The 12020-nt window shown below is 69.3% G+C and carries 15 protein-coding genes and 1 pseudogene; 5 read left to right on the forward strand and 11 right to left on the reverse strand.

The window, feature by feature from the left end:
• Nucleotides 1-249: 249 nt before the first annotated feature.
• Nucleotides 250-1083, forward strand: coding sequence for a hypothetical protein (locus Q5762_RS22550; RefSeq protein WP_315894014.1), 834 nt, complete (start codon nt 250-252; stop codon nt 1081-1083).
• 171 nt (nt 1084-1254) lie between these two features.
• On the opposite strand, the gene Q5762_RS22555 is transcribed toward Q5762_RS22550, so the two are convergent.
• The 4 genes from Q5762_RS22555 to Q5762_RS22570 all read right to left on the reverse strand — a co-directional run bounded on the left by Q5762_RS22555 (nt 1255) and on the right by Q5762_RS22570 (nt 2597).
• Entirely contained in the window at nt 1255-1527 is a 273-nt protein-coding gene (locus tag Q5762_RS22555) for a hypothetical protein (protein WP_315894015.1), read from the reverse strand.
• A gap of 38 nt (nt 1528-1565) precedes the next feature.
• The gene (locus tag Q5762_RS22560; protein WP_315894016.1) at nt 1566-1721 is read right to left on the reverse strand and encodes a hypothetical protein; all 156 of its coding nucleotides are present in this window, start codon (nt 1719-1721) and stop codon (nt 1566-1568) included.
• 107 nt (nt 1722-1828) lie between these two features.
• Nucleotides 1829-2038 carry a hypothetical protein gene (locus tag Q5762_RS22565; protein ID WP_315894017.1) on the reverse strand — a complete coding sequence of 70 codons (210 nt, stop codon included), beginning with the start codon at nt 2036-2038 and terminating at the stop codon, nt 1829-1831.
• 4 nt (nt 2039-2042) lie between these two features.
• Complete coding sequence (locus tag Q5762_RS22570) at nt 2043-2597, reverse strand: DUF5994 family protein (RefSeq protein ID WP_315894018.1); 555 nt, start codon at nt 2595-2597, stop codon at nt 2043-2045.
• A gap of 295 nt (nt 2598-2892) precedes the next feature.
• Here Q5762_RS22570 and Q5762_RS22575 point away from each other — a divergent pair, with 295 nt between their 5' ends.
• A complete protein-coding gene (locus Q5762_RS22575) occupies nt 2893-3387 on the forward strand; it encodes a DUF5994 family protein (RefSeq protein ID WP_315894019.1) in 495 nt (164 codons plus the stop codon).
• Nucleotides 3388-3450: 63 nt separating this feature from the next.
• Here the strand turns inward: Q5762_RS22575 and Q5762_RS22580 are convergent, their stop codons facing one another.
• Nucleotides 3451-4650 carry a PP2C family protein-serine/threonine phosphatase gene (locus Q5762_RS22580; protein ID WP_315894020.1) on the reverse strand — a complete coding sequence of 400 codons (1200 nt, stop codon included), beginning with the start codon at nt 4648-4650 and terminating at the stop codon, nt 3451-3453.
• Nucleotides 4651-4975: 325 nt separating this feature from the next.
• On the opposite strand from Q5762_RS22580, the gene Q5762_RS22585 reads away from it, so the two are divergent.
• A complete protein-coding gene (locus Q5762_RS22585; protein WP_315894021.1) occupies nt 4976-5113 on the forward strand; it encodes a hypothetical protein in 138 nt (45 codons plus the stop codon).
• Nucleotides 5114-5123: 10 nt separating this feature from the next.
• Here Q5762_RS22585 and Q5762_RS22590 read toward each other — a convergent pair whose 3' ends face one another.
• Nucleotides 5124-5888 (reverse strand): alpha/beta hydrolase, encoded by a 765-nt coding sequence (locus Q5762_RS22590; protein WP_315894022.1) that lies wholly within the window; start codon nt 5886-5888, stop codon nt 5124-5126.
• 580 nt (nt 5889-6468) lie between these two features.
• Between Q5762_RS22590 and Q5762_RS22595 the strand changes: the two are divergent.
• Nucleotides 6469-6597, forward strand: a pseudogene (locus tag Q5762_RS22595) (GNAT family N-acetyltransferase); the annotation flags it as partial.
• 247 nt (nt 6598-6844) lie between these two features.
• Here Q5762_RS22595 and Q5762_RS22600 read toward each other — a convergent pair.
• Nucleotides 6845-7183 carry a MerR family transcriptional regulator gene (locus Q5762_RS22600; RefSeq protein ID WP_266893680.1) on the reverse strand — a complete coding sequence of 113 codons (339 nt, stop codon included), beginning with the start codon at nt 7181-7183 and terminating at the stop codon, nt 6845-6847.
• A 1156-nt stretch (nt 7184-8339) separates the two neighbouring features.
• Here Q5762_RS22600 and Q5762_RS22605 point away from each other — a divergent pair.
• Nucleotides 8340-8699 (forward strand): hypothetical protein, encoded by a 360-nt coding sequence (locus Q5762_RS22605; protein WP_315894024.1) that lies wholly within the window; start codon nt 8340-8342, stop codon nt 8697-8699.
• Nucleotides 8700-8811: 112 nt separating this feature from the next.
• On the opposite strand, the gene Q5762_RS22610 is transcribed toward Q5762_RS22605, so the two are convergent.
• The 4 genes from Q5762_RS22610 to Q5762_RS22625 form a co-directional block, all read right to left on the reverse strand.
• A complete protein-coding gene (locus Q5762_RS22610) occupies nt 8812-9123 on the reverse strand; it encodes an SCO5918 family protein (RefSeq protein ID WP_315894025.1) in 312 nt (103 codons plus the stop codon).
• A gap of 49 nt (nt 9124-9172) precedes the next feature.
• On the reverse strand, nt 9173-9577 hold the full coding sequence (locus Q5762_RS22615) for a CBS domain-containing protein (protein WP_315894026.1): 405 nt from the start codon (nt 9575-9577) through the stop codon (nt 9173-9175).
• Nucleotides 9578-9623: 46 nt separating this feature from the next.
• A complete protein-coding gene (locus tag Q5762_RS22620; RefSeq protein ID WP_315894027.1) occupies nt 9624-11135 on the reverse strand; it encodes a DEAD/DEAH box helicase in 1512 nt (503 codons plus the stop codon).
• Nucleotides 11136-11387: 252 nt separating this feature from the next.
• Nucleotides 11388-11591 (reverse strand): cold-shock protein, encoded by a 204-nt coding sequence (locus Q5762_RS22625; RefSeq protein ID WP_030323642.1) that lies wholly within the window; start codon nt 11589-11591, stop codon nt 11388-11390.
• Nucleotides 11592-12020 lie beyond the last annotated feature (429 nt).

Genomic DNA, 12020 nt, shown 5'->3' on the forward strand with positions numbered 1-12020 from the left:
CAGTGCAGGCCGAATTCCTTCTCGATCGAGGCGAGTCGCGCACGCGCGTGGACCGGGGGCGGGACGACAGCACGGCCGCCACCGTCCGCAGGCTCGTGCCCCCGCTCCCGGCGCCAAGCCGAGCCGCCCCGCGGAGGTGACGCAGAGGGTGCGGTCCCGGCAGTGGCGCGACCGCGTGTGTTTCCGCGACGTCGGCCTTCCGGTCGGTCCTCCCCGGCATCGGGGGCTTCCACGACTAGCCTCCGCATCATGCTGCGTATCGCCGACACCCGCACCGGCCGTTTCGTGGAGATTCCCTACGCGCACCGACACCTGCTGCGCATCTGCGTCCACCTGCCGGTCATCGACACGGGGATCGGTCTGGCGCACCTGCGGGCGCCACTCGTCGCCGACGTACTGGCGCGCACCGCGGAACTGCAGGGGCTGCAGGCTGTCACGGTCCTCCTCACACCGGACCTGCCGCCTGAGCAAGCCCAGGCGCTCGAACGCGCGATGGCCGATCTCGGCATCCACCCGCCCTCCCGGGTCGGCGTTCACCGTCTGAACGAGACGCCGTGCGCCACTGCCGACGTGCACATCCTCGCGTACGGCACCGCCGCACCGGACGCCGTCGGCGGGGTCCGGATCGACGTGGGCGAGCTCGGCGCGGCACCACCGGCCGGGCGCGTCCCGGACCGGGGCCACCTCCTCGCCTCCGGTCTCCCGGGCGACGTGTACGCCCCGGAGGGGACCGATCCGCTGGCTGTGAGGATGCTGTTGCTCGGCCACGGCCACCGCACGCAGGTCGCGGTGAGCGATACGGGGCTTGCCGAGGCCCGGCAGCTACTGAGGCACTGGCGGCAGCAGGTGGCCGACTGGGCGCAGGAGCCGTCCAGGCCGATCCCCGCCGACGCGCTGCGGCAGGCACATGCCGCGCTCGCCGACGATCTCGATGTCCCCGCCGTCCTGGATCTGCTGGGTGGCGTGGCGACGCGCGACGACGTGCCGTCCGGGGCCAAGTTCGAGACGTTCGCCTTTCTCGACCGCGTCCTCGGTCTCGACCTCGCCCGCGAGGTGGGCCATCAGCACCGGGCGGCGACATGATGTCGGGTGCGCGGGCCTCATGGCGGCAGTCGTCACAACGGCCCCAGCGCATTCACTCCGCCGAGGCCGCCCTTCCGGATCGCCACACGTGAGAGTGCTCGATCCATGTTCAATTGTACGACTGTGGGCCGGACAAGCCGGGAGGGCGAGCGGGCCATCGGACAGCCCGGCTCAGCCGCGTTCTTCCTCTTCGGTCTCCATGCGCCTGATTCCCCGGTGGGTGAGGGAGACCATCGCGGGTGTGTTGCCCGGTTCCCAGTCGACGGTGATCAACTCCTCGCCGGCCAGGTAGGTGCAGGCGGCGGCCAGGTCTTCCTCCGGGATGCGCAGGTCGTTCCGCAGCTTCCGCCCCGGGACTCCGAGGAGACGGTTGCCTTCGGTGGCTTCGTAGAGGGCGGTCAGGACCCGTTCGCGGTAGACCTGTCGCTCGCGGAGTGTCGCCATGATCGAGTCCTTTGGTTCATGTGAAGGCCCGCTGCTGCTCAGACTTCGTCGACGTGGGTGCCGGTGCGAGTGGACGGTCTGCTGGTGGTGAGCCAGGAGAGGGCGGGTCTTTCGGCGGCTTCGGCGGTGGCGGCGACGATGCGGATCTCGGCGGGTCCGGCCGAGGGCAGGGTCGCGGTGTCGGTGGGGCGCAAGGGGCGTGGTCCCCTCAGGGGCGAGCGAGAGGCCGGCGGGTGGGTTGTCCCGGGTGTCGGGTGCCCCACCCGCGGCCTTCGGTCGGAGGAGTGGTCTGAGGTGGTGGTCAGGGCCAGGTGCCCGTGACCCGGCGGCGGGAGGCTTGCCCTGTCGACGGGTGGTGGCTGTGGCCGGGCGGCCGGATGATGGCCGGGTAGGGGTCGCTGAAGTGGTGGGCCGCGATGCGCTCGTCATGCTGGGCGTTGAGCCGGTGGATCAGGCGCATGCCGAGCGCGATCAGGAGGGCGCCTGCCGCGAGCGCGATCAGGGTCTCCATGTCCTCACCTCCTCGGGTTTCCCGGCATCGGGATCATCCGCGCGCCGACGACCGGGTGCCGGAGGGGCGGCGGGGCGGACCCGCCGTCGGTCTCCCAGGCGTCCTCGCTGCTTCGGGCGTCCCGGATAGGGCGGCCGGTCGCGGCTTCGTCGGACATCAGGACACCGGCGGTGAGGACGCTGCCGGGGATGGCGGCGGCGGCCATGAGCCGGGCGGCTGCGGCGGGTTCGGTCTCGGGCGGGATCACCAGCAGGTCGCAGCGGCCGACGGTGTAGGAGAGCAGGATCATCTTGTCGGGATCCTGTTCGGTGAACCAGCCGACATGCACGGTGTGCCCGGTGACGGGAACCTTGTGTGGGATGACGGGCCAACGGGTGGGGTTCACCATGACGCGTGTGATGCGTCCGAAACGCCCCTCCAGCGCGTCGACCAGGGGCGGAAGTTCGGCGGTGAGGTCACGCGAACGAGGCCACCAGGCGCCGTCCAAGAGGCCGGCGAGTGTGGTCTTCGGTGTCAGCGACAGGCGCGCCGAAAGCGGGGGTGCGAGGGTGGCGGTCATGGTCGCGGACCCGTCTCCGGGCCGCCCTGCAGGGCGGCCCAGTGTCTTGATCGCCGGAAACGACGTCCGCGTGGGAGCGGGTGCTCGAGTTACTCCCGGTACCTTCAGCGTACTCCGCCCCGTGGTCGGACAAGCGGTTTCTGACCAGGTGATTTCCGACCGGGAACACCGCCCGGCCGATGCTCGCGGCCGATGCTCGCGGGCGTGATCGCAGGCACGCGGAGTACCGTGAGACCACGGCGGTATCTCGCTGGCTATGAGGCGTCGGCGTCCCCGCGCAGGCAGGCGGACCACCATGGCCGAATCCGACACTCCCACCCCTCGGAAGCTCCTTCCGGACGAGATCCACAAAGCGGTGAAGCCCGGCACGGCCCTCCTCCGGCTGCAGACGACGCACTCCCGCGAAGGCGTCCTCGACGGCGCCTGGTGGCCCCGCTCCCGTAATATCACGGCCGAGCTGCCCGCCCTGATCGAGGTGCTCACCGCGCACCTCGGCCCCATCGCGAGGGTCGGCCTCGATACCGCCACCTGGGAGGAGGTTCCGACTCGTGTGGTCGTCGACGACCGTGTGGTGCACCTCGACTCCTTCCCCGTCGGCGACGACACCGTCCTCATCACCCGTGGCGACAACGACCACTTCGCCCTCCTGGTGGTGCCCCCGGACACGACACGCGACGCGGCACGTGACGCCATGGCCCGTGCGGTCGACGCCGGTAACGTCACCCAAGCCGCCGAGATCCTTGTCGCCACGCTTCCCGAGCCGGTGACACACCGCCCGGAGCCGGCGTGATCTGGATGGCGCTCCTGCCGCCCTGCATGCTGCCTCACCGGCGCCTCGCGGTACGTCCATCCGTCATCCGCGCCACTCGACCAGGACGAGCGTGGCGTCGTCCGAAGTGGCTTCGCCGCGTGCCCGCTTGAGGGTGTGGGAGAGGTCCCGCGCCACCGCGCGGACCTCTCGGTCCGCCCGCTCCAGTTGGTTCACCCAGTCGATCAGCTGTTCCTCGCCGAACTGCTCCTGTCCGCTCTCGTGTTCCTCGATCAGCCCGTCGGTGAACCAGAGGACACGATCCCCTGGTTCGAGCGTCACTCCGCTGATCTGCGGCTGTGCTCCTCCGAAGCCGACAGGCAGGGTCGTGGGGCTGTCCAGGCGGCCTACGACGCGGTGCCTGCGGATCAGCATGGGGGCGGGGTGCCCGGCGTTGACCCACTGGAGGCGGCCCGTGCCCGTGTCCAGCCGCATCATCTGCGCGGTCACGAAGTGGTCGGGTGCGAACTGCTCGGCCACGGCCCGGTCCATGAAGAGGTAGATCTCTGACAGTTCGATGCTGATCCGGCGGGCGTGCCGGTAAGCGCCGATGGCCACGGTGGCCATCGTGGCCGCGTCCAGACCGTGGCCCATGGCGTCGATCATGACGAGGTGGAAGGTGTCCCTGTTCAGGGCGTAGTCGAAGCTGTCCCCCGCCACGTCGTAGGCGGGTTCAAGTACGCCGGCGATGGTGACGCGCGGCGTCACCATCGACAGAGGCGGCAGCAGCGACCACTGGATCTCGGCGGCGACGCTCATCGGTTCGCTGCGACGGGTGCGGAAGAAGAGGTCGGTGTGGCCGTTCTTGGACTGCATCATGTCGGCGATCAGACCGGCGATCCTGCGCAGCAGGCGGCGGTCGTCGTCATCGACGGCGTCCAGGGTGACGGCCAGGACGCCCGCCTGGTCGCCCCCGTCCAGCAACGGCAGCAGGACCCGTACGCCGTCGGGCAGCACGAGTTCGACCTGGTGCGAGCTCAGGAAACACCGGCCGGCTTCGGAACGGTCGATGGACTGCGGTTCGCCGCCCGCCAGTCCTTCGCCCGGCAGGGGGACCAGCCTCTCTTGCCCGTAGTCCTGGAGCAGGATCTGCGGATCCCGTCCCCCCAGCCGCGCCACCGTGTCGGCGAGGACCGGCCCGACCAGATGGGGCGGCAGCTCGTGGGCCCGGTCCAGGAGCCCGCCCAGCAGCCCCTCTCCGAAGCTCTCCGAGCGAGCCGGGCCCCCGGGCGATCCGACTGTCATCCCGTTCCCTTCCGCAGGGCGACGGACGTGCTGCGCAGCGCCTGCGCTGCTGCCCGGCGGGCACGGGAGCCAGGCCCGTTACCGGCGATCTCGCCACCAGGATGCGCCTCGACGGCACGGCACGCCACACGGGTGCCGTCGAAGGTCGCCTCTGTACAGGCTGTCGCCGGGGCAAGGGCACCGCGGCTTGAGGGGATTGACCGAGTCCGGGGCGCCGGTCGCCGGCCGTCGGGGATGGCCAGATACCCACGCCGGTCTCCGCGCCGTGTAGGGCGAGCCGGGCTCCGTCGGCGCCACCCTTGCCGACGCCCACATCGTCATGGAGATGGCCGCGACGGGCCTCATCCGCGGGTGCGTGGAGGCCGAGTGCCCCTGGAACAGGCCAGTCACCCAGGCCGCTCAGATCCTCATCGCCACCGCACCCGAGCCCGTAGACAGCGGTGCCACCGACCCGGCAGCCTGATCTTGAAGCCTCAGCGGCCGAGGTGCCGCTCGATGGCCGCGGCGACGGCCTCGGGGGACTCCTCCGGTGCATAGTGCCCCGTGTTCGGGAGCACCTCGAGCTGGGCGTTCGGGTACCACTGCATCCAGGTGGCCCGCATGGCCTCGGGCCCCAGCGCGGGGTCGTTCGCACCGGCGAGGAGGAGGACCGGGGCTGGGTTGTTCTTCACCCGCTCGTGGAAGTCGACACACGCCCAGGAGTCCAGGTACGTGCGAAAAGCCGTCGCCGAGGAACGTCCAACCGAGCGGCTCACCATCGCGTCCAGCCAGGCGTCGTCGCGCAGCCCGCCGGTGGTGTTGTCGATGATCGCCCTGCGGTTGCCGGGATGCTTCGCGGCCCCGGCGAACAGCTCCCACATCTCATCCTCGAGCGGGAAACCGGACGCGGGCACCGCCGAGATGCCGATGATCGAGCGGATCCGCTCCGGGGCCTCCAGCAGCATCAGCTGGGCCGCCTTGCCGCCCATTGAGTGGCCGATGACCGAGAAGGACTCCCAGCCCAGATGGTCGGCCACGGCCAAGGAGTCCTCGGCGACCTCGTCCATCGTGAACGCGCCGTCGGTGTCGATCGCCTCGCCGTACCCGCGGCAGTCCACGAACGCGTAGCTGAACGTGTCCCCGTTCAAGTGCTCGCGCATCGGGTCGAAACTCGACCGGTCGCCGAACCAGTTGTGGAGCAGGAGGGCTCGTTCGGAGCCGGCTCCCAGTACGTCGTGCGGAATGACCTGTCCTGTCACAACATCCCCTGCTCATCAGGTGGTCATGTATGGCCGGTGGTCACCGGCGATCAAGTCTTGCGATCTCCGTCAGGCCGGGCAACGCGACACCCCGCGCCGCAGGCGTTCGCGTCGAGCCGAACCTGAAGAGCAGGGGAAGGAGCTGCTGCCGGAATGCAGCCCGAGGGCAACGAAGAAGGCCCAGGTCGCGTGACCTGGGCCTTCGTTCAAGAGCGGATGACGGGAATCGAACCCGCGCTATAAGCTTGGGAATCACCCGGCACTTGGACGTGCGCATGGCGCCTGACCTGCAGGAACGCGCGCGGATGACCTCGTCCTGGATGCTTCGCAGGGTCCCTTGCTGACCGCTGTTTACCGCCCCTACTGGCACGTTGTGGCACGGCCCGGCGCGCCTGAAGTCGGAGGGCTGGGACGTCATCGCACGTCCCAGCCCCCCGGAGTTGTTCGGCGAAGGCAGTAAGCGCGGAGGTAGGGCAGCTCAGCGTCGGTGGCTCGTAGGAAGTGGGGCTCCTTCTTGGGCCTGCCGCCAGCTGTCTGGCAGGCGACTCCGACCTGGGCTCCGCAGTCGCGGCACTCCCAGTCCATGGAAAAGTCGGGCCTGTCCATCGTCCGGAACTTCACCGGGGACTGGCCGGAGCAGATCGAGGGCTCCGAGCACGGTGAAGTCGAGTACGAACTCTCCCGGACCGAGTGGGAGCAGTCTCGATAGGCGTCGACGGCCTGATGTGCAACTCCCGACATGAACTCTCCGGCCGGCGCCAACAGCGCTGACTGACGCTCAACGTGCCGGAAGGAACTCGTCAGTGCTCCGCGCATGCCGGGCGTACGGCGCTTACCAGGCCACTCGTCGTGCCGACATGGGGGCGGACCTCGCGCGGGCATCTGCTCGTGAGTAATCCTCCGCCAAGCCCTCGGGTTGCACCCGGCGGTCGATGCCGACGGCGGGCGAACTCACCTCAAGCCGAGTCTGGTGGCGCGTCGGATGTGGCGGCGCGGCGGTATTCGGCGTTGATGCGCTGGGCCTCTTCGAGCTGGTCTTCGAGGACGATGATGCGGCAGGCGGCCTCGATCGGTGTGCCCTGGTCGACGAGTTCCCGGGCGCGGGCGGCGATGCGCAGCTGGTAGCGGGAGTAGCGGCGGTGGCCGCCCTCCGAGCGCAGCGGGGTGATCAGGCGGGCCTCGCCGATGGCCCGGAGGAAGCCCTGGGTGGTGCCGAGCATCTCGGCGGCCCGGCCCATCGTGTAGGCGGGGTAGTCGTCGTCGTCGAGACGGCCGTACGAGTCATCTGCTGTCATTTGCACCTCTCTGGGAAACGCGTTGAGGGGCCCTGGTGCCGTACTGGCACCAGGGCCCCGAAGGAACTACTACACCACCTGCCGGCCCTGATACTGCGCCGGCGTTCTGTGTCCGCAGACCCGACCTGGCTGCTGTCGGGGGTGCGGGGATCGCGGTTGCTTGACCGGAGACCACCTCACTATCGATGTCCTGCGGTACCCGGGCTCAGACTTCCGCCCGGGCGATCCTGATGGCGCGGGTTCCTCCGTTCTTCCTCGGTGATCAACTACTACGGGGTACTGCGTACTGCGGGTACTGCTGGTGATGCGAACTGCTCAGTGGCCTGTGACAGCGCCACTCTTCGGCAGCCAGCCCCGTTGCCCGTCCTGCGTCTGCTCTGGCTTAGAACCCCACTGCCGAACTTCCCGGTGCGCGCGTCCGCAGCCGACGCCTTCACCAGGGGTACTGCTCACCACCTCACTGCTGGGTACTGCGTACTGCACTTACGGGTACCGCGACTGCCATGACAGCGGTACCGCTCACGGCGGCCCCTGATCACTGCGGGCCACCCGGTCCGGCCGCCAGTCCCGTCGCCGTCCTGCGAAAACTCTGGCTTCGAAACTCCACTGCCGCACCGTCCTGCTCACTGCAACTACCTGTACCGCTGGTACTGCTTGCCGGCAGTTCGTCTCTGCCAGGCCCTGCTGTCTCTCTGGCTACGAGAGAAACCATAACTACGCCACCGCCCAATGTCTACTCCGGTCGACATAGATTTCCGTGTGTCCGGTGGGTAGGTAATCGACGTCGAACAGTGACGCGGAGGGTCGCGGAGCGGTCCCCGTCGGGTGACCACCGCATATCTGGGCGCAAGCCACGGACAGCTGGGGACGGGTTCCGACGATCACAGACGAGGGGATCTGATGGACACCATGAGCGTCGGCGTCGCGGTCGGCCGCTCTGCGGGTCCTGTCGCCGTCGCACGCGACAGCGCCCGGCATCTTCTTGAGGGCCTCGTTCCGGCGCCCGTGTCCGAGCCGGCCGACACCGTGATCCTCGTTGTGTCGGAAGACTTTCGATCACGCGGCGTGCCTCTGGTGGGAAGACGGTGACTGCCCTTCTCGCCCGGTAGCACGACCGGTTGAGGGACCGGACGACCCGTGAATAGGATCGGCTCTCATGTCGAAGCTTGACGAGCTGCTCGTCGACGTTGCCATGCTGGTGGAGTCCGGGCAGAGCAATCAGATGTCGCTGACCGTGGTCACCGGTGGCGCTGTCATCACCGGTCGGCTGGCGCCCGAAGCGGTGTGGAAGAAGCGGGTCTCGGAGGTCCTGGCGGACTCCGCCCGCCTGGGAGGGTTCTCCGCCGTCTTCACCGCTACGACACGGAGGGACGGGCCGCCCGCGCATCTGCACTTCCACATGGCGCGGATCCTTCAGGGCACGGTGGGGATCCCGGAGACAGGTGGGATGTACCGCGTCTCGATCGCGGACGTCAGCGCCTGGACCATGGGTGACTTCAGCTACTCCGATCACTGACTTCGCGCCCGTAGAGACACCTACCCACCGATACGCGAGAGGGCCCGACCGGCGGGTGCCGGTCGGGCCCTCTTGGCTGTTCGGGTGTCAGCTCACGTTCGCCCGTTCACGGTCAGGCCGCCGCCGGGGCGCCGAGCAGCGCGGAGGCGTGCTGGAGGGGGTTGAGGGCGTGGGTGGGCGCGGTGTTCTGGGGGAGGCCGCGGCAGGTGAAGCCGAGCTTGGTCATGGCCCGTATGACTTCGGCGGCTGTGAAATCGCGGCGGTCCTGGCGGGTGATGACCTGGCCGACCTGCATCACGGGGTAGGTGCGGCGGCCGATGATCACGGACTCGCCGACGACCTCCTCGGGCTTGACGCCCTTCATGGAGTCCAGGACGCCGCTCTTGGTGAGGTCGAAGGGGAAGCGGGCGATGACACAGCGCACGATGCCTCACAGGGAGAGGAAGGGGATGGTTCCGCCGTGGTGAGGCGGTTCACGCGAGGACGAGGGTGGGCGCGGGGGCGCCCGGAGTGTCGTCCTGTTCGCCCACGACGGACGAGGTGACGACCCGGGGACGTACGGCCCGCCCGATCGTCATGGCGGTGGCCGAGGTGAGCGGCCCGCCGTCGCCGAAGAGGTCGCGCAGCTGGAGCCGGTCCGTGTAGGCGGGGCTGTCGCGGACGGTGGTGAGCTGGGCCCGGGTGACCAGGCCGGTGCACAGGCCGTCGTTGTCGCAGACGAGCAAGTGCCCGGTGCGTGCTCCGGCCATGACCGAGAGGGCCACCTCGACGGTCATGTCGTCGCAGACCTGCGGTCCGTCCGTGTCCACGGCGTCGCCCGCCGTCAGGTGCGCGGGGGCGGGGTGCGTCGGGCAGGGCTGCATCTGGACCAGCGTCACAACGTGCCTCCTGAAGAGATGGGTCAGCTTCCGGATCACGTACGGCTCAGGCCGCCGCGTCGGCGGCGGAACGCCGTCCGCCGGCGCGCCTCGCTGCCGAGGCGGGACCGCGTCGACCGCGGGAGGTCGCGCTGCGCTTGCGCTGCTCGGCGGGCGGTGCGGTGATCGTCACGGGGATGCCGGAGGGAGTCCGCGCGCCGGTGATCCGGGCGAGGGCCTCCTCGCCGGAGCGGACCTGGGTGGTCTCGGGCACGATGCCGGCGGTCGCCATGAGGCGGGTCATGTCGCGGCGCTGGTTGGCGGTGACCAGGGTGACGACGCTGCCGGACTCGCCGGCCCGGGCGGTCCGGCCGCCGCGGTGGAGGTAGTCCTTGTGGTCGGTCGGCGGGTCCACGTTGACGACGAGGTCGAGGTTGTCGACGTGGATGCCGCGCGCCGCGACGTTCGTGGCGACCAGGACGGTGACGTGCCCGGTCTTGAACCGGGCGAGGGTGCGGGTGCGCTGCGGCTGCGACTTCCCGCCGTGCAGGGCGGCGGCCCGGACACCGCAGTGGAGGAGGTCCTCGGTGAGGCGGTCCACGGCGTGCTTGGTGTCCAGGAACATGATCACCCGGCCTTCGCGTGCCGCGATCTCGGTCGTCAGCCGCTGCTTGTCAGCGCCGTGCACGTGCAGGACGTGGTGCTCCATCGTGGTGACCGCGCCCTGGGAGGGGTCCACGGAGTGAACGACGGGGTCGGTGAGGTAGCGGCGGACCAGGAGGTCGACGTTGCGGTCCAGGGTCGCGGAGAACAGCATGCGCTGGCCCTCGGGGCGGACCTGGTTCAGGAGCGCGGTGACCTGGGGCATGAAGCCCATGTCGGCCATCTGGTCGGCCTCGTCCAGGACGGTGATGGAGACCTGGTTCAGCCGGCAGTCGCCGCGGTCGATGAGGTCCTTGAGGCGGCCGGGGGTGGCCACGACGACTTCGACGCCGCTTCGCAGCGCGTTCGCCTGCCGGCCGATCGGCATCCCGCCGACGACGGTGGCCAGGCGCAGCTTCACGGCGCGGGCGTAGGGCGTGAGCGCGTCGGTGACCTGCTGGGCGAGTTCCCGGGTGGGGACCAGGACCAGCGCCAGCGGCTGACGGGGCTCGGCGAGCTGTCCGGCGGTGCGGGCCAGCAGGGCCAGGCCGAAGGCGAGGGTCTTGCCGGAGCCGGTCCGGCCGCGGCCCAGGACGTCGCGGCCCGCCAGGGAGTTCGGCAGGGTCGCGCCCTGGATGGGGAACGGGACGGACACGCCCTCTGCGGTGAGCGCGGCCAGGAGGCGCCGGTCCAGGGCCAGGTCGGCGAAGGTCTCGACGGCGGGCAGCGCCGGTGTGATCGTCTTCGGCGGGGCGAACTCCCCCTGAACGGCGGCGGGACGCCTGCCGTATCCGCCCGACCGGCTCGGACCTCCCGATCGGCTCGCGGCGGACGAACCGGGGCGACCGCCCCGGCCCGTTCCGGCGGAGGAGTCGTACGCGTGGCCGCCGTTGCGGCGGGTGCGGGCGGAACGGCCGTTCGTGCGTGTGGGGTTCATACAGAACCTTCCTTGATACGGCGCGTATCGAGGAATTCCGGCAGCGGATGAACAGCGTTGGGAATCACAGGCACGGGCCGAATGAAATGCGAAAGCAAGCAGCCTGGCTCAGGACAAAGGAATTGTCGGCGCAAGCGGGCGAGCGAAAGAAATGCGAAAGACGCAGGTACACGTGAAAATCCTGCGAAATGCATGCAGCTGGGGCCCGCACCCCGAGGGATGCGGGCCCCAGCTACGTGTTACGCGTCAGCGTCAGGCGGAAACGATGTTCTCGGCCGTCGGGCCCTTCTGGCCCTGCGCGATGTCGAAGGAGACCTTCTGGCCCTCCTGGAGCTCGCGGAAGCCCTGGGCGGCGATGTTCGAGAAGTGGGCGAACACGTCAGGGCCGCCACCGTCCTGCTCGATGAAGCCGAAACCCTTTTCCGCGTTGAACCACTTCACGGTGCCAGTAGCCATGTCATATCTCCTTGGGGCAGTACGACGGAATCCGTACCGTACGGACGCCGTGTCGCCGCGATGATGCCCTGCCCGGAAAATGACCGGAAATACAAAGCGCTTCCGTGCGGCACGCGGCCGACGGGAGGCGCTTGAAGTTTTTGGGTACCAAAACTGCAACTGAGTTCGACAGTAGCACGTCACCGCAGCCCTGTGTGCGTCGAATATTTCCCCCTGTGTGTCGCTGGCAAAAACTCTCTCTGCGATGGCCGTTAAAATCTCAGGCCGCGAACACAGGTATTCATTTCTCCGAACGCGGCGTTCAGGAAGCAAGGCGGTCAACCAGCTACGGCGTCGGCAGGTCATCGCAACGTGCGTCTGCGGGTCGGAGTCCGGGGAGTCCTCCCCGCAGCTCACAGGGGCTATGCGAAGGGCCGCCCCGAAGGGGCC

This window comes from Streptomyces sp. P9(2023), from assembly GCF_032436795.1.
Taxonomy (GTDB): Bacteria; Actinomycetota; Actinomycetes; order Streptomycetales; family Streptomycetaceae; genus Streptomyces.

Bases quoted from the DNA above. Each gene is read 5' to 3' on its own strand.
- Q5762_RS22550 (WP_315894014.1), top strand. From the start codon at position 250: ATGCTGCGTATCGCCGACACCCGCACCGGCCGTTTCGTGGAGATTCCC.
- Q5762_RS22555 (WP_315894015.1), bottom strand. From the start codon at position 1,527: ATGGCGACACTCCGCGAGCGACAGGTCTACCGCGAACGGGTCCTGACC.
- Q5762_RS22565 (WP_315894017.1), bottom strand. From the start codon at position 2,038: ATGGAGACCCTGATCGCGCTCGCGGCAGGCGCCCTCCTGATCGCGCTC.
- Q5762_RS22570 (WP_315894018.1), bottom strand. From the start codon at position 2,597: ATGACCGCCACCCTCGCACCCCCGCTTTCGGCGCGCCTGTCGCTGACA.
- Q5762_RS22575 (WP_315894019.1), top strand. From the start codon at position 2,893: ATGGCCGAATCCGACACTCCCACCCCTCGGAAGCTCCTTCCGGACGAG.
- Q5762_RS22580 (WP_315894020.1), bottom strand. From the start codon at position 4,650: ATGACAGTCGGATCGCCCGGGGGCCCGGCTCGCTCGGAGAGCTTCGGA.
- Q5762_RS22585 (WP_315894021.1), top strand. From the start codon at position 4,976: ATGGCCGCGACGGGCCTCATCCGCGGGTGCGTGGAGGCCGAGTGCCCC.
- Q5762_RS22600 (WP_266893680.1), bottom strand. From the start codon at position 7,183: ATGACAGCAGATGACTCGTACGGCCGTCTCGACGACGACGACTACCCC.
- Q5762_RS22605 (WP_315894024.1), top strand. From the start codon at position 8,340: ATGTCGAAGCTTGACGAGCTGCTCGTCGACGTTGCCATGCTGGTGGAG.
- Q5762_RS22620 (WP_315894027.1), bottom strand. From the start codon at position 11,135: ATGAACCCCACACGCACGAACGGCCGTTCCGCCCGCACCCGCCGCAAC.
- Q5762_RS22625 (WP_030323642.1), bottom strand. From the start codon at position 11,591: ATGGCTACTGGCACCGTGAAGTGGTTCAACGCGGAAAAGGGTTTCGGC.